The organism is Halocynthiibacter styelae (genome assembly GCF_016123485.1).
Classification (GTDB): domain Bacteria; phylum Pseudomonadota; class Alphaproteobacteria; order Rhodobacterales; family Rhodobacteraceae; genus Halocynthiibacter; species Halocynthiibacter styelae.
Genome location: NZ_JADCKQ010000005.1, coordinates 26522 through 49732, shown reverse-complemented (window position 1 = coordinate 49732; position 23211 = coordinate 26522). Strand labels below are relative to the sequence as shown.

Below are 23211 nucleotides of genomic sequence, written 5' to 3'. Positions count from 1 at the left end.
CTGGCCGCTCAGAGAGATTTCCGCGCCCGCAGTGCTGCTGAAATTGTGCCGTCATCCAGATAATCCAGCTCGCCGCCCACAGGTACGCCCTGGGCAAGGGATGTCACTTTGATGCCACGACCTTCCAATTCATCCGCGATGTAATGGGCGGTGGTCTGGCCGTCGATGGTGGCGTTCAGTGCAAGGATCACTTCTGTTACGCTTTCGTCTTTCAGGCGGTTGACCAGTTTCGGAATGCCCAGGTCTTCCGGCCCGATGGCATCCAGCGCCGAGAGCGTGCCGCCCAGCACATGGTAGCGCCCGCGAAACACCCGGGCACGTTCCATCGCCCAGAGATCGGCCACATCTTCGACCACGCAGATTTCACCGATGGCACGCTTTTCCGATGTGCAGATGTCACAGCGTTCGGTTGTGCCGATGTTGCCGCAGCTCACACATTCCCGCGCGGTTTCCGCGACCTTCTGCATGGCCCCGGATAAAGGCGTCAGCAACAGCGCGCGCTTTTTCACCAGATGCAACACCGCGCGCCGGGCCGACCGCGGCCCAAGCCCGGGCAGCTTCGCCATCAGGCTGATCAGTTCCTCAATCTCGCGCGGTGCTTCTGACATCAGGGGCGCTCTCCCGGCAATGTGATACGTTCAACGGTGAAACCTTCGCTGCGCAGCAATTCGATCATCCCGGTGTCTCCCGGCAAATGCAGAAAGCCCGCGTAGGCGAAAACATTGCCATCCTGCAGTTCCGGAATAAGTGTCTCTATAAACCTGTAGTTCCGATCTCTGACCAGATAGTCATTTGTCAGGGTCAGAATGCGGCTCGCATGTTCTGATCCATAAGTGTTCGCAAGAAAATCCTCCTCCCAAAGGGGAAACATGCCCCCTTCACCCGCCAGATAGAGAGCCGTCAGCGTCTGCGCTATAATGGGGCTGTCCTGCGGCTGCACTGCTGCGCCGTAAGTTTCGAGGATCGCGAGTGCAGTGGGCTCATTCAGTGGGTTGTTCAGATGATGTCGGACGGCATTACGTGTTTCAAGTCCACGGATTTGCGCACCGGCAAGTACGCCCCGCATTTCGATATGTGCATCCTGAACGGGAAGCACAGCGGAATAGAAATCCTGACAGGGATCGCTCAGCCCTGTGAAAATAAGAGTGTGATAATCGAAATAGTTCACAGAATCAGGTTCATAACCAAGTGCGGTCATCCGCGTACGCATGCGTGAAATTACATTCCGGTCCAAATTTGTGTGATAAATATTGAACAGCCCGACGTCCGGACGGGTGTAATTTTCGAAGCTGAAATCCTGGGTGATTTCCTGGCGTGTCAGATTAAACCAGCTGCGTTCAGGCATGACAATTCTGGCAGAACTGATTGCACTTGTGACAGGTTCTGGCAAATCCAGGATCAGCGGATGGGTCGAATGCATGCTGCCCCAGAGATGGGAAATCATACCCTCTGGCGATGTGACTTTCCAGAAACGGCCAAGATCATTTGGGATGGCCGCGGCTGCCTCGCGCAGTTCCGCTTCTGAACGTCCGACAAAAGCCGCTTCATGGATTTCGGCTGTGTCAAACGTGCAGACTTCGCGTGTGGCCCAGTCCTGCGCTGAGACGGTCAGGGGAGTGACGAAAGACAGCAGGATCAGGCACAGCCGAAACAACATCTGTTTACATGCCCGGCATGTTCATGCCCGCAGGCAGGCCAAGTTCGCTGGTCAGTTCCTGCATTTCACGTTCAGACCGGTCACTTGCTTTGGCCTGGGCGTCTTTGATGGCCGCGAGGATCAGGTCCTCAACCACTTCTTTTTCGTCCGGGTTAAAGATGGATGGGTCGATGTCCAGGTTGGTCAACTCACCCTTGGCGGTTGCGGTCGCCTTCACAAGGCCTGCGCCGCTTTCGCCAATCACAGTCAGGGTTGCCAGGCGTTCCTGCAATTCACCCATTTTGGTTTGCATTTCCTGGGCTTTTTTCATCATTCCGGCCATATCACCAAGACCGCCAAGACCTTTGAACATCGTATTTTCCTTTTGATTTCTGCCCGTCAGGGGCGTTGGCGCGGTGTTATCGCGCCGGGATCATATGGGCAAGGGATCAGTCGTTTTCAAACGGATCCCATTCGTCTTCCACCTCTGGCAGGGCTTCGGCGGCGACGGATTGTTCCAGCTCTTTTGCCGTGCGGATTTCTGTGATCTTCGCGCCGGGGAACGTGGCGATCACAGCCTGAAACAGCGGATGTTCCTTTGCTTCGGCTTCGCGCGCGTATTTTTCGGCGTTTTTGACTTCATCGATGGTTTCGCCGCCGCCCTCAGATACAATCGACACGGCCCAGCGGGCCCCGGTGAATTGCTGCAGTTTCTGGCCAAGACGTTGGGCAAGGTCACCTGGCGCATCATCTGTCGGCTGGAATTCGATCCGGCCGGGGGCATAGCTGACAAGGCGCACGTAACGTTCAATTTCCATCTTCAGCATGGCATCGCGGTTGGACCGGATCAATTCAATCACATGGCGAAATTCAGCAAAACGGGCGAGCGGGTTTTCCTGCTGCGGGGCAAAGGCTGTGACAGTGCTACCGCCGCCGCCCATCGGGGCTGCGCCGCCATAGGCCGTTGCGCCGCTCGCAGGCATGCCACCACCGCCGCCGCCACCTGTTGGCGCGGGGCCGGAGGGGGCCGGGGTGTTTTGCAGTTTCTTAATCAGATCATCTGGTGTTGGCAGATCGGCTACATGGGTCATGCGGATCACGGCCATTTCCGCTGCCATCATGGAATTCGGTGCCATGGCGACTTCTTCCAGGGATTTCAGCAGCATTTGCCACATGCGCGTCATCACCCGCATGGGCAGGGCTTCGGCCATGGTCTGGCCGCGCATACGTTCATCCGGGCCGACGGTGGGATCCTCGGCGGCTTCGGGGGTGATTTTAATCACAGAAACCCAATGGGTGATTTCCGCCAGATCGCGCAGGACAGCAATGGGATCCGCCCCATCGGCATATTGTGACGACAGTTCCGTCAGCGCACTGGCGGCATCGCCCTTCATGATCATATCAAACAGATCAAGCACTCGGCCCCGGTCCGCAAGACCCAGCATCGCGCGCACCTGATCAGCGGTGGTTTCACCGGCCCCATGCGACAGCGCCTGATCCAGCAGAGACATGGCGTCACGTGCCGATCCTTCTGCAGCACGTGTGATCAGCGCCAGCGCATCATCGTTGATCTGGCCGTTTTCCTTGCCCGCGATTTCGCGCAGGTGATCAATCATCACTTCGGGTTCAATGCGGCGCAGATCGAAACGCTGACAGCGCGATAGAACGGTGACAGGTACTTTGCGGATCTCAGTAGTCGCGAAGATGAATTTCACATGGGCAGGCGGTTCTTCCAGCGTCTTCAGCAGCGCGTTAAACGCACTGTTCGACAGCATGTGAACCTCATCGATGATGTAGATCTTATAGCGCGCTGAGGCGGGCGCATAATGCACGCTGTCCAGCACGTTGGACCGGATGTCATCAATCTTGGTCTGGCTCGCGCCATCCATCTCGATCACGTCAACATGGCGGCCTTCCATGATGGATGTGCAATGCTCACACTGCCCGCAGGGTTCCGTCGTAGGCCCGCCATTTCCATCGACACCAATGCAGTTCATGCCTTTGGCAATGATCCGCGCGGTGGTGGTTTTGCCTGTTCCGCGAATCCCTGTCATCATGAAGGCTTGCGCAATGCGATCGGCCTCAAAGGCGTTCTTCAGGGTGCGCACCATGGCATCCTGGCCTTTCAGGTCAGCAAAACTTGCCGGGCGGTACTTGCGCGCCAGCACCTGATAGCCGGTGTCTGTGGTCTCGGACATATGCATTCCCTGGGTCAAAATGATCAGCCTGCACAGACTACGGTGCCTCTTGCCTGGCGTCCAGTGATCTGGCATGTTTTTGTCAGGCGGATCAGAGACCGCCCCCCGGTCCGCGGAAAGCTTGTTGCGCATCTCTTTCAGACTGACATGACCATATTGGTTTGTCCTGACCCCGGGTAGCGGACCGGCGGGGATATGAAGGAGAACCTGATGACCTCTGAAACTTCTGTAAGTTCGGCAGATATGCTGGATCGTTTTCGCCGCCAGGCCAAACAGCTGGGCAAAGCCTTTGCTTTGGGCGATTCCCATGCACAGCTGCGTGTGTCTATGCACCCGCCCGGTCCCGCCGGGAAACTGTTGCGCCATGCGGATTTTCTGCATGTGGTGGCGCAGGAACAAAGCTTTCCGACATGGCCCTCGCTGAAACTGGCGGTGGAAACCGAAGGCATGGATCGTGCGGCGAAAGTGCAGCGCCTGAAGCTGGCCCTGGCGCACGGGCAAGTGCATGTGGTGAAGCACCTGATGTGGGACAGTCCCGATCTGGCGCGTGGGCAGTTCGGGTTGCAGGTGGCACTGTATGATCTGGCGGCGGTCGAACATGCTTTGAAACGTGAACCTGCGCTTGCAGTAAAACACGCCGGGCCGCGCTCCCCCATGGCGCATCTCTGTTTTTCACCCGCGTTACAGATCTGGCCGGAACGGGAAGGTGAGATGTTACAGATCGCCGCCCTGCTGAAAGCCCATGGTGCAGATGTGAATGACAGTATCGCCCAGCCCGGAACGGATCACCGCCTTTCGGTGCTTTATGGCGCGTCAGGGCATGCGGGTAACCTGCCGCTGACCGGCTGGCTGCTTGAGGCCGGCGCAGACCCGAATGATGGGGAATCGCTGTACCACTGCACAGAACCCGGCCGGGGGGAGGCATTGCGCCTGATTCTGAAACACGGGGCCAACCCCACTGGCACAAATGCGCTGCTGCGGGCGATGGATTTTAATGACCATACCGCTGTGCGCCTGTTGCTGGAACATGGCGCCGATCCGAATGAGTTTAACGATGACGAGGTGGGCGGGGAAACGCCCTGGGTGATCCCGGCCCTGCATCAGATCGCGCGGCGTGATTGCGATGGGGAAATGGCGCAGATCCTGGTGGATGCCGGGGCGGATCTGACGCGACGCTGGCAGGGCGTCACACCTTACGCCATGGCGCGGGTTTACGGAAATGTCGCGGTGGCAGAGGTCTTTGCAAGGGCCGGGGCAGAAGTCGCGCTGACACCGTTGGAGCAGGCTCTGGCAGATGCTAAAACAGAGTCTGATACAGGGAAAATCCTGCCTGAGGTCCCTGAGATTTATAAACATCTTCTGCATGAGCTCATCCCATTAGATCGGGTGACTGTTCCCTGGATGAAATCGCTTATTTCAGCCGGAATAGACACTGATATGCCCGGCGGCATGGGGCTGACGCCTGCGATGATTGCGGCCTGGGAAGGACAGGTAGATGTGCTGGAATATTTCCTGTCGCTGGGTGTGAACCTGAAACATGTGAACGCCTATGGCGGCGGTTACCTGGGCACCTGTATTCACGGGGCAGAAAATTGCCCGAACCGGGACAGGCGTGACCATCTGCGCTGTCTGGAACTGCTGCTGCAGGCGGGCGTGCCGCTGCCAAAACGGGCGGCGGATCTCTGTGGCGTGCCGGAGTTGTCGGAATTTATGCGGGCTTACGGGGAAGAACATCCAGAGCAGCTTGTGGAAGGCGCAGCGTAAGAGGGATTGCGCTGGCTTCGCCATCGCCGAGGGGCGCGCCGGACCTTGCGGTCCGGCGCGCCCGCATACTGAAAGGTCAGCGTTTCTTCTTATGTTTGCCTTTGCGCGAGGCCGCTTCTTCCTGGGTGCGACGCTGATAGCGTGTCGTGGCTTTGCCGCGTGAGCGGGCTTCGTGCACGGTTTCCGTGTTCAGCGCGTCTTCCTCGCTCAGCTTTTGCCAGCGGGACAGGCGATCTGCATCAAGTTCCCCCGAAGCAATCGCCGCACCAATTGCACAGCCCGGTTCCCCTGCATGAGAGCAGTTGCGGAATTTGCATTGGGTGGCCAGTTCTTCCAGATCGGAAAACACCGCACCTATCCCGTCCTGGGCATCCAGCAGCTGCAATTCCCGCATCCCCGGCGTGTCGATAATCCAGCGCCCGTGCAGGGCCGGATAGAGATTGCGCGTGGTGGTCGTGTGCCGGCCTTTGGCGTCGTCTTCCCGGATCGCAGCGGTCAGCGGGCCGCCATCATCCGCACCGGTCAGCGCGTTGGTCAGGGTGGATTTCCCGACACCGGAAGACCCCAGAAGCGCCGCCGTCTGGCCTTCCTGCCAGTGATCAAACAGCGCAGTTGCTGCGTCACTTTCATGCGCATTCAGGGCAATCACCGCAAGGCCGGGCTGCAGGGCCTGTGCTTGCGCGATATAGGGCGCGGGATCTTCCAGATCTGCTTTGGTCAAGACCAGCACCGGGGTACACCCCGCACTGGCGGCCATCACCAGATAACGTTCCAGACGGGCGGCGTTGAAATCGGCGTTGCAGGAGGTGGTGATAAACAGCACGTCCACATTCGCGGCAATCAGCTGAGACCGCGCATCATGGCCCGCAGCACGGCGGTTGATCCGCGAGCGTCGTTCCAACACCCGTTCCACCCGGTTTTCAGATCGTGCCAGCACCCAGTCGCCCACTGCCAGTTCGGCAACCGACATATCGGGCGGGGTGATCAGTTCAAGCGGGCCTTGTGCGGAAAGGGCCAGCACCACATCGCGGCGCACTTCGGATATGCGCGCGGGCACAAGGACTGCGTCATCGTCCGTCAGTTGGTCTGCAAAGAAATCGGTCCAGCCGTAGCGGGTCAGGTCATTTGTATTCAAAGACATTGTTCTGCCTGTTCATAGTAAAATACGCCGCAACATGCACCGCGATACGCAGGGGCAGGCGACAGATTTGCCGGCAGTGTTGTTATTTCTGAAAACTCAGACACACCCTGCCGGGAGCAAACGCAGTACAATCATCAGATGCCCTCCTGTGCGGGTGTTTCAGGGTGAGAGGCTGGACAACGACCCAAGCGGGACTCGTTACGGCTGCTTCCTTCCGGATCTGACCGGGTTGGCGAGGCACCTGCCCGCGCCAACCTCTCAGGACTTCATTTAGTGGGATTTTCGGGCCCTGACAAGAGGGACGGGGGCAGTATCTGTAAATCAGATATGTGGATGGCACCCACCATAGCGGAACTCTGCGTCCTCCAGTGGGTAATACCATGCAGGAGGTGTGACTTCGGGAAGTGAAATGAGGTGCAGCATGATTATCTCCATTACCAGTGTGCTTATGAATGGATTACCTTGGGGAGAGTAAGTTGATCTATGCTTTCTTTTGAAGAAGTTGAGATTGTTTTGGGTGCTATCTGGTGCCAATCAGATTGGAATGACGCAGTATAGAGTCACAAGTGCGCGAAACTGTGTTAATTTACCCATGATTGAGCCTCAAGGACTTGAGATTGAGTCAAAATCCGCACATATAATGTAAATAATTCCGGCTAACGACGGCCGGTTGCTGCAATGGCCTGTGTGTCTGGGCTGATGATCGTGAGTGCTGAGTATGAATAAAGTCCTGAATGCTGGCCGTCCTGCCAGCGCTATTCGTTCCGTTTTTTCTGAAAATCTTAAGCAGCTTTGTGACAGGGATGGTACTGTCACTGATATCGCCCGTCAGCTTGGAATCAATCGTGCGCAGTTCGTGCGTTACCTGAACGGGGAATCAAGCCCGCGGCCCGAAATTCTGGACACTATCTGCCGTTACTTCGGGTATGATGCCCGCATTCTGCTGGAGCCGCTCAGCAATCTCGGACAGGCGCAACCTTCTGTTTCTGAGGCATTCTCGGTCGCCGGGATGGATGAAGATGTGCTGATCCATGACACCACAGGCCTGCCGGACGGATTCTATAAATACTGGAAAGTGCCGTTCACGTTCAAAGGGTCTGTCTATGTTACCCTGTCACACGTCAAAACCATTGAAGGGGTGCGATATATCAAGACAATTGATCACCGCAGTTTCTATCGGGACAAAGTGGTCGGGCAATATGCATATCGTTTGCGGCGCTGTGATGGCTGGCTCTTTTCGCAGCGCCATGGTCACAGCTTCCTTCTGACCTATGGCAGGAATCGCACGACAATTTACGGCTACCTTGAACATGCACATGGGTTTAACAGCCATCTTTATGCAGGGTTTACCGCGATCAGTAACCCGCAGAAACACGGTGTGCGTCGGGTCAGCAATATCGTTTTCGAAAAGCTCGACATCACCTGGCAGCAGGCGCTGGCTTTTGCACGACAGGATCCGAACTGGAAGTTTGAGGATGTTCACCCAAGCATCCGGGAACATCTTGAGGCAGACTGACCCCAAAGGCCGGATCATCGGAATGTGATTTCCGGTGTGATCACATGACAGCTTATGCTGACGGGATACCAGAATATCCCGGAGGCCACGATGTTCAGTTTGATCCGCCCGTTTTTTGCGGCCCTGCTTCTTACAGGTGCCATGACCACAGCACAGGCCCAGGGGGTGAATTACCATGGGCAGGCATTTGGGGAACCGCCGGTGGTGCCGACGGGTGAACTTAGTGCTGAGATGTCTCAGGCCGTGGATGTGGTTTTTGTGCAGGCGATCACACAGGGGGGCTGGGGGCCTGTGCAAAGCGAAGCCCTGCGGCTGGTCGCGGCATCAGATGATCCGCGCCTGACCTGGCTGATCGCCGATCTTATGCGCTTTGTCTCAGGCGGCAATCTGAACCAGGAACTGGCAGATGCCGCGTCTGACCTGCTTGAAACACCCCTGCGCGGCCGGAACAACTGGGGTGAAATCACCGATTACCTGATCGCCTGGGATATTCCTGCGCCACCGGATTATCTGCAGGTAAAACGCGCGATCTTTATCGCTGTTGTGCCCGCCTGGGACCGGCTTTTTTCTGAGGGCACAATTGACTGGCGCATGGTGTCCTGGGGTGGGGTCTGGATTGATGACCGCGGCTTTGAAGACTCTATTCCAGCGGATTGTGGCTGTATTCCCGCCGCAGACAATCCCGATATCACCAGCGCGGGTGAGGCCACATGGCTTGACGATGATGACATCATCTTCGGCATCGGTGTGAATGGTGAATATCGTGCCTATCCGCGTCAGATCATGGAAGTGCGGGAAATGGTGAATGATACCCTGGGCGGGCGCGATCTGGGCATACCTTATTGCACGCTGTGCGGTGCGGCCCAGGCCTGGTTCACCGATGATGTGCCCACAGGCGTTGCCCGCCCGATCCTGCGCACATCCGGCCTGCTGATCCGGTCAAACAAAGTCATGTATGATCTGAACACCTATTCCGTCTTTGACACTTTCCTGGGCCATGCGGTCACAGGGCCGCTTGCCGAACGTGGCGTGCAGCTGAACCAGGCCACTGTTGTCACCAGCACCTGGGGCGCATGGAAAGCCGCGCACCCCGACACCACTGTTCTGGTCGAAAGCCTGGCCCTGGGCCGCGATCCCGATTTCCGCAACGGACGGGATGCCAACGGGCCGATCTTCCCTGTGGGCGATGTTGATCCGCGTCTGCCGGTGCATGAAGACGTGATCGGCGTGATCACCGCCGCAGGGCAGCCCGTTGCCTTTCAGCGCAGCCAGGCCGTGGCCGCCCTGCGGCGCGGCGAAGAGATCACCTATGGTGATATTCAGCTGCAACTGGACGGGGGCGGCGTGCGGGCCGTTGGTTTGGGTGGGGCGGATATGGGCAGTCACGAAGCCTTCTGGTTCGCCTGGTCACAGTTCCACCCCGACACCGTGCTATGGCCGCAATAACCCTGAAACAGAGTCTGTTTTACAGATCCCCGCGCAGGCTTTTGCCCAGATCTGCCAGGCGTGGCAGGTCGTCCAGATCTTTCACGATGCCCTGGCGACGCAGGGTGATGCCATCCTGATTGCGGATCACCACAGGCACATCCGCCGCATTGCGCCCCATGCGAAACCCCGCAAGATCCGTGTTGCGCCGGAAGGCATCCATCGCCTTTTCCTGCCCGGGCGTTGACATCACAACGCCGCTCGGATCCCCGGCGCTGGCTTCGTCGATTGTCAGGGTAAACCGGGTTTCTCCGATGGCGTAAAATGTGCCTTTCAGCGCGGCTTTCAGGATCTGTTTGCCCATATCCCCGCCCATCCGCATCATGTTGACGGATTTCTCAGGCAGGGGCATGCCCAGGGCGGCTTCGCCCTCGATCGCGCCGGTAGGGCAATGCCATTCCATCCGCCGTCGGGTGGAACCGCTGAAGCTGCCAACCGTGTTGGGCCCGCCGCCGATAAACACAAGATCCAGCCTCCAGTTATCCGCGGGATCACGGAACCGGTCGATCGTTGTCCGCGTGGTGTCACTGATCTGTTCGTACTGCCAGCCCTGCTTGTCTGCGAAAGCCTGGTAATCCTGTTTCTTATGCCCGCCCTTGCGCATGGCCAGATACATCAGCCCATAGCCAGCCGCGCTGGCGGCAATAAGGGCGGTAATGACTATTGCATTCATAATCTCTCTCCGAATGATGTCTTGAAAATAAAATGTGACCGGGGGAAATTCCGGCCTGAAAGTTATGGTTCTACTGTGCCGGAAATCTTACCCGTTCGTAAATCCCCGGCACGCCGGATATGCATAAAAAGTGCATAACATGTGCATAGATTGTGTATGCGATATTCAGCCCGGAAATCAGGCGGAAATTTCGGCGGTGGCTTCGATTTCAAGCAGGGCTTCGTCTTCAATAAGACCGGCCACAACAACCATAGTCATCGCCGGAAAATTGCGCCCCAGAACCTTGCGATAGGTTTCCCCCACCTCGCGTTGATGGGAAAGATAGTCTTGTTTATCAGTGACATACCAGGTCAATCGGGTGATATCTGCCGCTGTGCCACCTGCGGTTTCGACGACCGCCAGGATGTTTTCCAGCGCCTGTTGCATCTGCCCGATAAAGTCATGTTTTTCAAAGACCTGCTGGGCCGTCCAGCCAATTTGCCCGCCCACATAAAGCGTGCCCTTCTCATTCAGAATCCCATTGGCATATCCCTTCGCAGGCGCCCATCCATCTGGCTGTATCACTTTGTTTTTCATTGATTTTTCTCCATATCACTCAGGATGCGCGCACGCAGGGCGTCGGGCCAGGGTTCTGATTTTCCCTGTGCATCCACATAAACCAGGGTCAGCGATGTCATAAACCGTGCCTCCCCTTCACATTCGGCCTCAAGGTGCAGGCCCAGGCTGGCAGTGCCAATACGCTGAATTTCAAGGGAAATATTCAGAACATCCCCCAATCTGGAAGGCGCCGTAAACCGTGTCTGGATCTCACCCGTTGGCACGCCATGATCCGGGTGGATCGTGGCGAAAGAAAGTTCCAGGGCTTCGTCAAACCAGGCCTCCACCGTGTCATTGATCATCTCAAAATAACGCGGATAAAACACGATCCCTGCCGGGTCGCAGTGTTTGAATTTTATCTTTTGTTTCCGGGTGTATAGCACGTTACACCCCCAGATACTGATCAGTCAGATCATGGGTCAGATCGCCCATTTTCCCATCCCAGACCGTGCGCCCTTTTTCCAGGATCGCAGCGCGATCCGCCACCTGACGCAGTTCTTTCAAGGTCTTGTCTACCACGAGGATTGCCATGCCGGTTTCCGACTTAAGTTTATGAATCGCTTGCCAGATTTCCTGGCGTACAACAGGTGCCAGGCCCTCAGTCGCCTCATCCAGGATCAGAAGTTTCGGATTGGTCATCAGCGCCCGTCCGATCGCCAGCATCTGCTGTTCGCCGCCGGACAATGTGCTGGCCATCTGGCCGTGACGTTCCGCAAGGCGCGGGAAGAATTTTCCAACAGTTTCAAGGGTCCAATCGCCGGGGCGCGCGGTGGCGATCAGGTTTTCACCGACGGTCAGATTGGGAAAACAACGCCGCCCTTCCGGCACAAGCCCGATGCCCAGACGTGCGGCTTTGTGCGATGGCAGTTGGTCCAGGTTCTGGCCCGCAAATTCCAGCGTGCCTTCACGATGTTTCAGCATCCGGCAGATGGTCGCAATGGTGGTGGTTTTGCCCATGCCGTTACGGCCCATCAGGGCAACGACTTCGCCTTCCGAAATCGTCAGATCAACGCCGAACAAGGCCTGGGATGCGCCATAGAAAGTGGTCAGGTTTTTAGCTTGCAGGAGGGTCATGCGTGTTCCTCCTCATCGCCCAGATAAGCTTCGCGCACCAGTGGGTTAGTACGAATTTCATCGGCCGTACCTGTCGCGATAATACGCCCGTAGACCAGAACGGAAACCCGGTCGGCAAGGGCGAAAACCGCATCCATGTCATGTTCCACCAGCAGGATCGGGGCCTCTTGTTTCAGCTCGCGCAGGAAGCCTGTCAGACGTTCCGATCCGCCATGCCCAAGCCCTGCCATCGGTTCATCCATCAGGAAGGCTTTTGGTTTCTGCGTCAGGGCGACGGCGACCTCAAGCTGGCGGCGTTCGCCATGAGAAATCTCACTTACACGTTCGCCGGCACGGTGGTTCAGACCAACCCGCTCAAGGGCGGATCGGGCGACCTCCAGCAGGGATCTGTCCTTCATCACCGGACGCCAGAACCGGGACACGCGCCCGTCTGCGCCAAGTGCGCCAAAGACAGCATTCTGCAAAACGGTCATTTCCGGGGCGAGCTGTGAAATCTGGAACGTCCGCCCCAGACCGAGCCGCGCCCGCGCGGGAGCTGCGAGGGACGTGATGTCCTGACCAGAAAAATGCACAGATCCGCTGTCAGGCTTTAACCCGCCTGCAATCTGATTGATCAGCGTGGATTTCCCCGCCCCATTCGGCCCGATCAGCGCGTGGATTTCACCGGACTTCAACGTCAGGGAAATATCATCCGACGCCTTCAGCGCACCAAAGCTTTTCGAGATGCCGCGAATGTCGAGAATATCAGTCATGGGCGGCCTCCCGCTTTGTCAGAAGGCCAATCACACCGCCCGGTGCGAACAGCACAACCATCAGCAAAAGCAGGCCCAGGAAGATCTGCCAGTAATCAGAAACGCCGCCCAGGAAATGTTCCAGCATGATGTAAATCGCGGCCCCCACAAGCGGGGCAAACAGGCGTCCGGTGCCGCCGAGAATGACGAAGATCATGATTTCACCAGATGTGTGCCAGGACAGCATAACCGGGCTGACGAAACGGTTCAGATCCGCGGATAATGCCCCGGCCAGACCACAGATCATGCCAGAGATCACAAAGGCGATCAGGCGAATTTTATAGGGTGTCAGACCAACGGTGCGTGTGCGGGTTTCGTTCTGGCGGGTGGCCTGCAGGGCCAAGCCAAAACGGGAATTTTCCAGGCGGGACGACAGGAAGATCACGGCAGTCAGGATCAGAAAGCACAATGCGAAGAATTGGATCGGGACCAGCGTGTTCAGCCCAGGGAATTCATTGCGCACATAGATCGCAAGCCCGTCTTCGCCGCCATAAGCGGGCCAGGAAATTGCGAAGAAATACAGCATCTGACCAAAGGCGAGCGTGATCATAATGAAATACGCCCCGTTTGTGCGCAGGCTGAGCGCGCCGATTGCAAGGGCGGCAAGGCCCGACATGACAATCGCCAGAAGCCAGATCACCGGCATGTATTTTGTGCCTTCAATCAGGAAGGGGTGTTCCATGATCGGGATATAGCTTTGGGCGTGGTTGGCGAGGATACCCATGGCATAACCGCCGATCCCGAAAAACGCCGCATGGCCCAGGGAAATCATCCCGCCAAGGCCAAGGGCGATGTTCAGCCCGACACCGGCGAGGGCCAGGACGCAGATTTTGGTGGCAAGGGTGATTGTGTAAATCTCACCCATCTGCCAGGCAGCAAGGGGAATGATCAGCAGAAGCAGCCAGATCAAAGCGTTCAGATGTGTTTCGCGGATCATGATGTGCCTCCGAACAAACCCTGAGGTTTGAAGATCAGAACCCCGGCCATGAGGATGTAAATCAGCATGGAGGCAAGCGCCGATCCGATGGTGGTGGCGCTGGCGTTTTCCATGAAGGTTGCGAAGAACTGGGGCAGGAGGAAGCGACCCATCGTATCGGTCAGCCCAACCAAAAGAGCGCCGATCAGGGCCCCTTTGACGGAACCAATGCCGCCGATCACGATGACCACAAAGGCGAGGATCAGAACGGGTTCGCCCATGCCGATCTGCACAGACTGGATTGCGCCGACAAGCGCGCCAGCAAACCCGGCCAGAGCAGCGCCAAGGGCAAAGACCACAGTGTAAAGCCAGGCAATATCGACACCCAGGGCCGCGATCATTTCACGGTCGCTTTCTCCGGCGCGGATGCGGATGCCAAGGCGGGTGCGGGTGATCAGAAGATACAGGCCCAGGGCTACTGCGAGGCCCGCGACAATAATCATCAGGCGATAGGCCGGGTATTGAATGCCCAGCGGCAGTGAGACTGGGCCGGACAGGATTTCGGGCACATCGAGGAACAGCGGGAAGGATCCGAATATCCAGCGCGTTCCCTCGGAGAAGATCAGGATCAGTGCAAATGTTGCCAGGACCTGATCAAGGTGATCACGGTGATACAACCGCCGGATCACAAGCATTTCCACCAGCACCCCTGCCGCTGCCGCGCCTGTAAGTGCTGCCATCAGGCCCAGGACGAAAGAGCCCGTATAAGCCGCAACCGCCGCACAGAGAAACCCGCCCACCATATAGAGCGATCCATGGGCGAGATTGATCAGCCCCATGACCCCGAAGACCAGCGTGAGGCCCGCAGACATGAGAAAAAGCATCACCCCGAACTGCACACCATTCAGCAGCTGTTCGGCAAAAAGTGCCAGTGACATAGAGAAATCCTGTTCGCGTTTATTCGCATGGCCGGGCAACCTATGCCGCCCGGCCGGGTTTGCTTAGTTCAGGGAACAATCCGCTGCATAGGCATCGCCACGGTCTTCAAGGCCGGTGCCGATGATGCGGTTTGTGTAAATGTCACCTTCTTTGATGACTTCGCGCACATAGATGTCCTGGATCGGGTGGTGGTTTGATCCGAACTCAAAGTTGCCACGCACAGATGCGAAATCAGCGGCTTCAAGGGCTGCACGGAAGGCATCTTGATCATCCACATCGGCAACATCCATCGCAGAGAGGATCAGGTTTGCCGTGTCATAACCCTGGGACGCGTAAAGTGACGGCAGGCGGCCATATTCAGTCTCGAACGCCTCAACAAAAGCAGCATTTGCGGCGTTGTCGATGTCTTTGTTCCACTGGCTGGTGTTCACGACGCCAAGGGCTGCGTCCCCCACTGCCTGCAGAATGCCCTGATCAAAGGAAAACGCAGGGCCAACCACGGGCAGATCCACGCCAGAGGCCGCATATTGTTTCAGGAAAGCAATGCCCATGCCACCGGGCAGAAAGAAATAGACGCTATCCGCGCCAGACGCACGAATTTGTGCGATTTCGGCGGCGTAATCTGTCTGGCCAAGTTGTGTGTAAAGCTCACCCGCCAGTTCGCCTTCATACATGCGTTTGTAACCGGTCAGCGCATCCTGTCCCGCCGGATAGTTCGGCGCAAGAATGAAGGAATTCGCATATTCGGCAGAATTCGCATAAGCGCCCGCAGCTTCGTGCAGGTTGTCATTCTGCCAGGCCACATTGAAGTAGTTTTCATGACAGCCGCGACCGGCCAGCGCAGAAGGGCCAGCGTTTGGCGAGAGGTAGAATTTACCCTGCGCGGTGGCAGAAGGCACAACCGCCATGGCGAGGTTGGACCAGATGATGCCGGTCAGAATGTCCACACCTTCCGACTGGATCATTTTATCGGCCAGTTGCACAGCGATGTCAGGCTTGCGCTGATCGTCTTCAATCACGACCTCAAGGTCATCGCGTCCGGCCATCTCAACCGCCAGCATGAAACCATCGCGCACATCAATCCCCAGACCGGCCCCCCCGCCGGACAGCGTGGTGATCATGCCAACTTTGACTTCGGCGGTTGCCTGGGTCGCCAGCAGCATCGCAGCGGATGCCATCAGTGTTTTCATAATTTTCATGTATTCCTCCCTGAATTATGCCCGCAGTCTGGGCTTTCGCGTTCCTGTTGTCATCCGCTTTCTTTAAGCCTGAAGCGTTGTATTTTTCCGGTTTCTGTTTTTGGCAAGGCTTTGGTGAACACCACCGAACGCGGGTATTTAAACGGCGCGATGGTGGCTTTCACATGGTCCTGCAATGCTTTGATCAATGGATCCCCCGGCACTGCGCCCGCATTCAGAACCACATGGGCCTGCACGATGGATCCGCGTGCGTCATCCGGGGCGCCGATCACAGCGCATTCCGCAATATCGGGGTGGGACAGAAGCGCGGCTTCGACCTCTGGTCCGGCGATGTTGTAGCCGGATGAGATGATCATATCGTCGTTGCGCGCGGCAAAATGCAGATAGCCGTCCTGATCTTTCATGAAACTGTCGCCGGTGACGTTCCAGCCGTCCAGCACATAACCCGCCTGGCGGTCATCTGCCATGTAGCGGCAACCAGTGGGGCCACGTACAGCAAGGCGTCCGACCTCTCCGGCAGGCAATTCCTGGCCTGTGTCATCAATCACTTTCACCTCATAACCCGTGACAGGCTTACCGGTGCAGGCCGGGCGGTGGTCATCAAAGCGGTTGGAGATAAAGATATGCAGCATTTCAGTCGCGCCGATACCATCGAGCATCGGCTTACCGGTCTTGCGCATCCAGTCGTCATAGACAGGTTTGGGCAGGGTCTCACCCGCCGAAACAGCTGCGCGCAGGCTGGACAGATCCGCGCCTTCTGCCATCGCGGCCAGCATGGCGCGGTAAGCGGTGGGGGCGGTGAAGCAGACGGTGGCTTTGTATTTCTCAATGATCTCAATCATATTCGGCGGGCTGGCGTTTTCCAGCAATGTCGCCGCAGCACCAAACCGCAAAGGGAAAATCGCAAGGCCGCCAAGGCCGAAGGTGAAGGCAAGCGGGGGGGAACCAATGAAGACATCTTCCGGCGTGACGCCCAGAACTTCTTTTGCGTAACCATCCGCAATGATCAGCAGATCGCGGTGAAAATGCATGGTTGCTTTGGGGTCGCCCGTAGTGCCGGAGGTAAACCCAAGCAGCGCCACATCATCCCGGGACGTGGGGCAGGGGGTGAATTGCACGGGCTTTTCCAGCGCCAGGCGGTCGAGTTCCGCATCATGGTTTGAAGTGCCGTCAAAGCCGGTCACAACTTTCAGAAATGTGCTGTCTTTTGTGCAGGCCTCCATTTCATCCATCAACCGCGTGTCGCACAGCGCATGGGTGATTTCGGCTTTATCCACGATCTTTGTCAGCTCCGCCGCGCGCAGCATGGGCATGGTGTTCACAACCACGGCCCCGGCCTTGGTCGCGGCCAGCCAGCAGGCGACCATGGCGGGGTTGTTCGCGGACCGGATTAAGACTCTATTCCCGGGCTTTACGCCCAAATCATCGACAAGCGCATGGGCCAGGCGGTTGGTCCAGTCCACAAGTTCCTTATAAGTGCGTCGCCGCCCGTTGCCGATCAGGGCCGTATGATCCCCAAGGCCGCGTTCAACCATGGCATCGCATAATTCATAACCGGCATTCAGCTGGTTGGGGTAATCAAACCCGTCCAGCAGAAATTCAGGCCACTGATCAACGGGCGGCAGATTATCACGCGTGAATGTGTCGACATGCGCGCTTTTTCCTAAAGTGTTCATCGCGTTTCCTCCCTTTCTGATCTGTCTCCCCACAGATCGTTCAGTCTTTCAGCGCCTCCCGCGCGATGACGACCCGCTGCACGTCGCTTGCGCCTTCATAGATGCGCAAAGCCCTGATTTCGCGGTACAGCTTTTCAACCATCATGCCGGAACGCACACCGTCGCCACCAAACAATTGCACGGCTGTATCAATGACCTTCTGCGCCTCGTCCGTTGAAAACAACTTGGCCATGGCAGCTTCGCGGGTGACGCGTGGCGCGCCCATATCCTTGGCCCAGGCGGCGCGGTAAACCAGCAAGGCGGAGGCGTCGATCTTCAGCGCCATATCGGCGATATGCCCCTGCACCATCTGCAAATCCGCCAGCGGCGCGCCCTGCACGTGGCGTGCTTTGACGCGGGCGGTGGCCTCATCCAATGCGCGGCGTGCAAAGCCAAGAGCGGCGGCAGCGACTGTGGAACGGAAGACATCCAGCACCGACATGGCGATTTTAAAGCCCTGGCCAGGATCGCCGATCATGGCGCTGGCCGGAATACGGCAATTGGTGAACCGCAGGGTCGCCAGCGGGTGGGGTGCGATGGTTTCCTGGCGTTCCGCAATCTCAAACCCCGGCAGGCCTGCGGGCAGGATAAAGGCCGACAGACCACGGGCGCCGGGTGCTTCGCCGGTGCGGGCAAACAGGGTGTAAACATCTGCAATTCCACCATTGGAAATCCAGGTTTTCTCACCGTTCAGCACATATTCATCCCCGTCGCGCTGGGCAGTCATGGTGGAATTGGCCACGTCAGATCCGGATTGCGGTTCGGTCAGGGCAAAGGCGGAAATTGCTGTGCCACTGCGGGTTTTGGGCAGCCATTCGGCTTTTTGTGTGTCTGTACCAAACAGCGAAATCGCGCCCGTGCCCAAGCCCTGCATGGCAAAGGAAAAATCCGCCAGCCCGTCGTGATACGCAAGCGTTTCCCGGATCAGGCAAAGCGTGCGTACATCCAGTTTTGCGCCTGCATCCGCAGGGTCCACCCCGGAATGCACCGCCCAGCCATCCCGGCTCAGGCGTGCGACCAGATCCTGGCAGAGAGCGTCTGTATCGGAATGATCAAGGCCCGCAAGTTCCTGCGCGGCCCAAGCCTGCAATTCAACGGCCAGATCGCCATGCCGATCCTCAAAAAACGGCCAGGTGAGATATGATGTATCCGCCATCGTTTAGTCCCCCTCAAACACCGGTTTTTCTTTGGCAACAAACGCATCGTATGCGCGTTTGAAATCTTCGGTCTGCATGCAGATCGCCTGGGCCTGGGCTTCGGCTTCAATCGCCTGATCAATCGACATAGACCATTCCTGGTTCAACATGGTTTTGGTCATCATATGGGCGAAATTGGGACCGGCTTTGATGCGGTCTGCCATCGCCTGCGCTTGGGCCGTCAGACCTTCCGCAGCCACAAGTCTGGAATAAAACCCCCAGTTTTCGCCTTCCTGCGCAGACATAGACCGCCCGGTGTAAAGCAGCTCTGCCGCGCGCGATTGCCCGATGATCCGGGGCAGGATCGCGCAGGCACCCATGTCACAGCCAGCAAGCCCGACGCGTGTGAACAGGAAAGCAGTCTTTGCCTCGGGCGTTGCGATGCGCATGTCGGACGCCATGGCAATGATCGCGCCCGCGCCAACGCAAATGCCATCGACCGCCGCAATCACCGGCTTGCCGCAATGCATGATCGCTTTGACGAGATCACCGGTCATGCGGGTGAAGCGCATGAGGTCCTTCATATTCATCCGTGTCAGCGGCCCGATGATGTCATGTACGTCGCCGCCGGATGAAAAATTACCGCCGTTCGAGGCAAAGATCACCACATCCACATCGTCCGCGTAATGCAGATCGCGGAACCAGTCGCGCAACTCGGCATAGCTTTCAAAGGTCAGCGGGTTTTTACGATCTGGCCGGTCCAGACGCACGGTTGCCACGCGGTCAGTGATCTCAAGTTTAAAATGGGCCACTTCGGTACGCGCGTTAGTCATGTGTCTGATCCTCCACCGATTGCAATTGCGCGGACAGGTAATCTGCATCTTCGGGGGCAAAGGCGCTTAGCAATTCGTCAATCCAGGCTTCATGGGCTTCAGCAAGTTTTTCAAAGTGGACTTTGCCGCCGCGTGTCAGGCGCACTTTGGTTGCGCGGCGATCGCCTTTCACCGCAACCCGTTCCACCATATCGTCCTCCACCAGACGTTCAATGATGCCCGTGACATTGCCGTTGGATACTTTCAGCCCGCCCGCCAGTTCGCTCATCCGTAAGCCGTCTTCATGGCGCATCAGCGCGGCCATGACGTCAAAACGCGGCAGGGTGGAGTTAAATTCCACACGCAGGCGTTCGCGCAATGTGGCCTCAATCCCCCGGCTGGTTTTCAGCAGGCGCAGCCACAGACGCAGGCGGGATTTTGAATCGGGTTCCGGGTTTACCATGTCTTCACCTTTATATTTCACCGCCGGAGATCGGCAGGGCTGCGCCATTCACGCCACGTGCACTGTCGGAACACAGCCAAAGCACCATATCCGCGACCTCTTGTGGGGTGACAAAACGATCCTGCGGGTTGGGGGCACGCAGGGCGCGTTCCGCTTTGGCGCGCTCCATGCCGGTTTTTTCCATGATGTTTGTGATGGAACGCTCCAGCATCGGGGTGTCGATGAAGCCGGGGCAGATCGCATTTACGGTCACGCCGCTTTGCGCCAGTTCAAGCGCCAACGCACGGGTTAGACCCACAACGCCGTGTTTTGCCGCCACATAACCCGCGACATAGGGATAGCCTTTCAGCCCGGCGGTGGAGGCGATGGAAATCATGCGCCCTTCGCCCGCCAGTTCCATGTCGCTTAGTCCGGCCTGGAAACAGTTGAACACGCCTGACAAGTTCACATCCAACATGGCCTGGAATTCAGCCGCAGTGGTTTTCGCAAAAGGCTTGCTTTCCGCCGCGCCCGCATTGGCCACGATCATATCCACCGCGCCATTCACGCCGCGTGCCTCGCGGAAGGCGGATTTCACGGCCTGCGCGTCAGTCACATCACAACAGGTATAACCAATCGCCTTATGCTGTTTCGCCACTTGTTTCAGCGGCGCCTCAGAGCGACCCATCACCGTCACCCGCGCGCCTGCATGGGCCAGGGTTTCCGCAATCGCCGCGCCGACACCTGTGCCGCCGCCTGTCACTACCGCATGTTTGCCTGTCAGGTTGGTCATCACACTTTCCCCAGTATTTCTGCGTTGCGATCCGCCAGACGCCAGGCCTGTTCACGCCCCGCATCATAGGGCAGGGGCCAGATGGCGGAACGATCCCCGATTGCCGCGCCATTGTGCAGGGTCCAGTAGGGATCTGCCAGATGTGGGCGACCAATAGCCACCAGATCTGCGCGTCCGGCCATCAGGATGGAGTTGGCGTGATCGGGTTCAAAAATATTGCCCACCGCCATGGTTGCGATGCCTGTGTCATTGCGGATGCGATCCGAAAACGGTGTCTGGAACATGCGGCCATAGACAGGTTTGGCGTCGGTGGTGGTTTGCCCAGCGGATACGTCGATGATGTCGGCCCCCGCCGCATGGAACATATCCGCAATGTCAACAGCCTCTTCCGGGGTGACACCGGCCTCGCCCACCCAGTCATTCGCAGAAATACGTACTGACATAGGTTTATCTTCCGGCCAGACAGCGCGCATGGCCTGAAAAACTTCCAGTGGATAGCGCATGCGGTTTTCCAGACTGCCGCCGTAGCCATCGCTGCGCTGGTTGCTGACGGGGGAGATGAAGGAACTGATCAGATAGCCGTGGGCGGCGTGCAGTTCCACCATGTCAAACCCCGCGCGCTGGGCCATTTCTGTTGCCGCGACAAACTGATCCCGGACCTCATCCATATCCGCACGCGTCATTTCGCGTGGGGTTGCGTTGTTGTCAGACCATGGAATGGGTGAGGCCGAGATCAGGTCCCAGTTCCCGCGCTCAAGCGGTTGATCCATGCCTTCCCAGCCCACGCGCGTAGAGCCCTTGCGCCCGGAATGGCCGATCTGACAGCAGATTTTCGCGTCACTTTCCGCATGGACAAAATCCGTCAGGCGTTTCCAGCCCGTTTCATGTTCTGGCGCGTAAAGCCCTGGGCAACCAGGGGTGATACGCCCTGGGTCAGAGACGCATGTCATCTCTGTATAAACCAGCCCGGCCCCGCCTTTGGCGCGTTCGCCGTAATGCACCAGATGCCAGTCACCCGGCGTGCCATCCACGGCCTTATATTGCGCCATGGGGGACACCACGATGCGGTTCTTCAGATCCATATCGCGCAATTTATAGGGCGCAAACATCGGGGCGCGTACAGGTGCTTCCAGCCCGCCTGCCTGGGTCTGAAACCATTTTTCGGCGCTCTCTAACCATTTCGCATCCCGTTCCCGCAGGTTTTCGTGGCTGATACGCTGGCTGCGGGTCAGCAGGGAATAATTGAATTGGACGGGGTCGAGATCCAGGTAACGTTCCACCTGTTCAAACCATTCCAGTGAATTGCGCGCCGCGGATTGCAGGCGCAGCACATCCAGGCGGCGTTCCTCTTGATAACGGGTGAAAGCGCCTTCCAGCGTGTCTTCGGTGTGGATGAATTCGGCCAGGGCAATCGCACTGTCAAAGGCCAGGCGTGACCCTGATCCGATCGAAAAATGCGCAGTGGCAGAGGCATCGCCCAGCAAGACGACATTCTCATAATGCCATTTTTCGCACAGCACACGGGGGAAGTTCATCCAAACGGCGGAACCGCGCAGGTGATCAGCGTTGGACATCAACCTGTGCCCACCTAGGTGATCGGCAAAGATTTCTTCACATTTCGCGATGATTTCTTCTTTGCTCATCGCTTCAAAGCCGAACTTATCCCAGGTCTCCTGCTGGCATTCGACAATCACGGTCGCGGTCTCATCGTCAAACTGATAGGCATGCACCCAGACCCAGCCGTGTTCGGTTTTCTCAAAGATAAAGGTGAAGGCGTCGTCAAATTTCTGATGGGTGCCCAGCCAGATGAATTTGCATTCGCGCACATCAATTTCGGGTTTGAAATGTTCGGCATGGGTTTCGCGTACTTTGGACCCCAGGCCGTCACAGCCAACCACCACGTCATATTCGGCCTGATAGTCCTGCACGGGTTTTGCTTCGGTCTCGAACGCCAGGTTCACACCCAGCTCCCGCGCGCGTTTCTGCAGGATCAGCAGCATCCGCATCCGCCCAATGCCCGCAAAGCCGTGCCCGCCGGACACAGTACGGACGCCGTCATGCACAACGGCGATGTCATCCCACCAGGAAAAGCTATCGCGGATCATTTGCGCTGAAACAGGATCGTTTTCCGAAAGGTTGCCCATCGCATCATCAGACAGAACCACACCCCAGCCGAAGGTATCATCGGCTTTGTTGCGCTCGATCACGGTGATCTGTGCCTCGGGTTGGCGCAGTTTCATTGAGATGGCAAAGTAAAGCCCGGCAGGGCCGCCGCCCAGACATGCGATTTTCATATGTTCCTCCCAGTGGGTGGCGTTTTTGCGCCTTTCCCCTGAATGACTGTGCCACAGGTGAAATATATTTCAAGTATAAAATATATAAGT

Annotated in this window: 22 protein-coding genes and 1 other RNA gene; 3 read left to right on the top strand and 20 right to left on the bottom strand. The window is 57.5% G+C overall.

All coding sequences use genetic code 11. From position 1 onward, the window contains the following. Window positions 1–8: 8 nt before the first annotated feature. The 4 genes from recR to H1D41_RS08065 all read right to left on the bottom strand — a co-directional run bounded on the left by recR (window position 9) and on the right by H1D41_RS08065 (window position 3834). Window positions 9–608 (bottom strand): recombination mediator RecR, encoded by a 600-nt coding sequence (gene recR, locus H1D41_RS08080; protein ID WP_228848425.1) that lies wholly within the window; start codon window positions 606–608, stop codon window positions 9–11. After that, on the bottom strand, window positions 608–1657 hold the full coding sequence (locus tag H1D41_RS08075) for a TraB/GumN family protein (RefSeq protein WP_228848424.1): 1050 nt from the start codon (window positions 1655–1657) through the stop codon (window positions 608–610). Before H1D41_RS08075 ends, recR begins: the two co-directional genes overlap by 1 nt. A 4-nt stretch (window positions 1658–1661) precedes the next feature. Then, window positions 1662–2009: a YbaB/EbfC family nucleoid-associated protein gene (locus H1D41_RS08070; protein ID WP_228848423.1), complete on the bottom strand. Its 348-nt coding sequence runs from the start codon at window positions 2007–2009 to the stop codon at window positions 1662–1664. A gap of 76 nt (window positions 2010–2085) precedes the next feature. After that, window positions 2086–3834, bottom strand: a complete 1749-nt coding sequence (locus H1D41_RS08065) for a DNA polymerase III subunit gamma/tau (protein ID WP_228848422.1) — start codon at window positions 3832–3834, stop codon at window positions 2086–2088. A 210-nt stretch (window positions 3835–4044) separates the two neighbouring features. Here H1D41_RS08065 and H1D41_RS08060 point away from each other — a divergent pair, with 210 nt between their 5' ends. Beyond that, the gene (locus tag H1D41_RS08060) at window positions 4045–5598 is read left to right on the top strand and encodes an ankyrin repeat domain-containing protein (RefSeq protein WP_228848421.1); all 1554 of its coding nucleotides are present in this window, start codon (window positions 4045–4047) and stop codon (window positions 5596–5598) included. Window positions 5599–5674: 76 nt separating this feature from the next. Here H1D41_RS08060 and rsgA read toward each other — a convergent pair whose 3' ends face one another. Beyond that, window positions 5675–6739, bottom strand: coding sequence for a ribosome small subunit-dependent GTPase A (rsgA, locus tag H1D41_RS08055; protein ID WP_228848420.1), 1065 nt, complete (start codon window positions 6737–6739; stop codon window positions 5675–5677). A gap of 163 nt (window positions 6740–6902) precedes the next feature. Beyond that, window positions 6903–6999, bottom strand: an RNA gene (gene ffs, locus H1D41_RS08050) — signal recognition particle sRNA small type. 458 nt (window positions 7000–7457) lie between these two features. Between ffs and H1D41_RS08045 the strand changes: the two genes are divergently transcribed. Together H1D41_RS08045 and H1D41_RS08040 are read left to right on the top strand one after the other, a co-directional pair. Continuing rightward, window positions 7458–8255, top strand: coding sequence for a helix-turn-helix domain-containing protein (locus tag H1D41_RS08045; protein ID WP_228848419.1), 798 nt, complete (start codon window positions 7458–7460; stop codon window positions 8253–8255). A 90-nt stretch (window positions 8256–8345) separates the two neighbouring features. Then, the gene (locus tag H1D41_RS08040) at window positions 8346–9701 is read left to right on the top strand and encodes a DUF3179 domain-containing (seleno)protein (protein ID WP_228848418.1); all 1356 of its coding nucleotides are present in this window, start codon (window positions 8346–8348) and stop codon (window positions 9699–9701) included. 19 nt (window positions 9702–9720) lie between these two features. Here H1D41_RS08040 and H1D41_RS08035 read toward each other — a convergent pair whose 3' ends face one another. From H1D41_RS08035 to H1D41_RS07970, 14 genes are all read right to left on the bottom strand, one after another. Beyond that, complete coding sequence (locus H1D41_RS08035; protein ID WP_228848417.1) at window positions 9721–10413, bottom strand: hypothetical protein; 693 nt, start codon at window positions 10411–10413, stop codon at window positions 9721–9723. Between the two features lie 177 nt (window positions 10414–10590). Then, complete coding sequence (locus tag H1D41_RS08030; RefSeq protein WP_228848416.1) at window positions 10591–10989, bottom strand: RidA family protein; 399 nt, start codon at window positions 10987–10989, stop codon at window positions 10591–10593. Then, entirely contained in the window at window positions 10986–11393 is a 408-nt protein-coding gene (locus tag H1D41_RS08025) for an acyl-CoA thioesterase (RefSeq protein ID WP_324250270.1), read from the bottom strand. The genes H1D41_RS08030 and H1D41_RS08025 overlap by 4 nt, the downstream gene beginning before the upstream one ends. 1 nt (window position 11394) lies before the next feature. Further along, window positions 11395–12084: an ABC transporter ATP-binding protein gene (locus tag H1D41_RS08020; RefSeq protein ID WP_228848414.1), complete on the bottom strand. Its 690-nt coding sequence runs from the start codon at window positions 12082–12084 to the stop codon at window positions 11395–11397. Then, window positions 12081–12836 carry an ABC transporter ATP-binding protein gene (locus H1D41_RS08015; protein ID WP_228848413.1) on the bottom strand — a complete coding sequence of 252 codons (756 nt, stop codon included), beginning with the start codon at window positions 12834–12836 and terminating at the stop codon, window positions 12081–12083. The genes H1D41_RS08020 and H1D41_RS08015 overlap by 4 nt, the downstream gene beginning before the upstream one ends. After that, a complete protein-coding gene (locus H1D41_RS08010) occupies window positions 12829–13812 on the bottom strand; it encodes a branched-chain amino acid ABC transporter permease (protein WP_228848412.1) in 984 nt (327 codons plus the stop codon). The genes H1D41_RS08015 and H1D41_RS08010 overlap by 8 nt, the downstream gene beginning before the upstream one ends. Beyond that, entirely contained in the window at window positions 13809–14729 is a 921-nt protein-coding gene (locus H1D41_RS08005) for a branched-chain amino acid ABC transporter permease (protein WP_228848411.1), read from the bottom strand. The genes H1D41_RS08010 and H1D41_RS08005 overlap by 4 nt, the downstream gene beginning before the upstream one ends. A 63-nt stretch (window positions 14730–14792) precedes the next feature. Next, the gene (locus H1D41_RS08000; protein ID WP_228848410.1) at window positions 14793–15929 is read right to left on the bottom strand and encodes an ABC transporter substrate-binding protein; all 1137 of its coding nucleotides are present in this window, start codon (window positions 15927–15929) and stop codon (window positions 14793–14795) included. Between the two features lie 50 nt (window positions 15930–15979). Further along, window positions 15980–17605 carry an AMP-binding protein gene (locus H1D41_RS07995; protein ID WP_228848409.1) on the bottom strand — a complete coding sequence of 542 codons (1626 nt, stop codon included), beginning with the start codon at window positions 17603–17605 and terminating at the stop codon, window positions 15980–15982. A 40-nt stretch (window positions 17606–17645) separates the two neighbouring features. Next, window positions 17646–18800 carry an acyl-CoA dehydrogenase family protein gene (locus tag H1D41_RS07990; protein ID WP_228848408.1) on the bottom strand — a complete coding sequence of 385 codons (1155 nt, stop codon included), beginning with the start codon at window positions 18798–18800 and terminating at the stop codon, window positions 17646–17648. A gap of 3 nt (window positions 18801–18803) precedes the next feature. Beyond that, on the bottom strand, window positions 18804–19613 hold the full coding sequence (locus H1D41_RS07985; RefSeq protein ID WP_228848407.1) for an enoyl-CoA hydratase family protein: 810 nt from the start codon (window positions 19611–19613) through the stop codon (window positions 18804–18806). Beyond that, complete coding sequence (locus tag H1D41_RS07980) at window positions 19606–20055, bottom strand: MarR family winged helix-turn-helix transcriptional regulator (protein WP_228848406.1); 450 nt, start codon at window positions 20053–20055, stop codon at window positions 19606–19608. The genes H1D41_RS07985 and H1D41_RS07980 overlap by 8 nt, the downstream gene beginning before the upstream one ends. A gap of 10 nt (window positions 20056–20065) precedes the next feature. Continuing rightward, complete coding sequence (locus H1D41_RS07975; protein ID WP_228848405.1) at window positions 20066–20827, bottom strand: SDR family NAD(P)-dependent oxidoreductase; 762 nt, start codon at window positions 20825–20827, stop codon at window positions 20066–20068. After that, window positions 20827–23121: a bifunctional salicylyl-CoA 5-hydroxylase/oxidoreductase gene (locus H1D41_RS07970; protein ID WP_228848404.1), complete on the bottom strand. Its 2295-nt coding sequence runs from the start codon at window positions 23119–23121 to the stop codon at window positions 20827–20829. The genes H1D41_RS07975 and H1D41_RS07970 overlap by 1 nt, the downstream gene beginning before the upstream one ends. Between the last annotated feature and the right edge of the window lie 90 nt (window positions 23122–23211).